1 protein-coding gene is annotated in these 442 nt (G+C 60.2%); it reads left to right on the plus strand.

All coding sequences use genetic code 11. From position 1 onward, the window contains the following. Positions 1 to 15: 15 nt before the first annotated feature. Positions 16 to 442, plus strand: a 427-nt coding sequence (locus HWY05_RS37965; protein ID WP_244146815.1) for an AMP-binding protein, incomplete at its 3' end; no start/stop codon positions are given.

Genomic DNA, 442 nt, shown 5'->3' on the forward strand with positions numbered 1-442 from the left:
TGGATATGCGCGTATATGCACCATGCGTTGGAGCAATTGGCGGATGCACTCGATGCGGGATCCGGCTCGCTCGATCATCTGCAGGTGGTGCCCGAGGATGAGCGAGCGCTGCTGATCGATACGTTGAACGCGACGGATGCGCCTTACGATCGGAATCAGTATCTGCATGGGCTTTTCGAGGCGCAGGTTCGGCGCACGCCCGAGGCTGCCGCGTTGATTGCCGGTGATGAGCGGCTGTCTTATGCGGAGCTCGATGCGCGCGCGAATCGGTTTGCTCGGTACCTTGTCGATCTGGGCGTTGGTCCCGATGCGCTTGTTGCTGTTTGTCTCGAACGCAGCACGGCAATGGTTGTTTCGCTGCTTGGCATCCTCAAGGCGGGCGGGGCTTATGTGCCGATCGATCCTGCTTATCCAGGGCCGCGCATCGCGCATATCGTTTCCG

The sequence above is a fragment of the Paraburkholderia sp. BCC1876 genome, assembly GCF_902833695.1.
GTDB lineage: Bacteria > Pseudomonadota > Gammaproteobacteria > Burkholderiales > Burkholderiaceae > Paraburkholderia.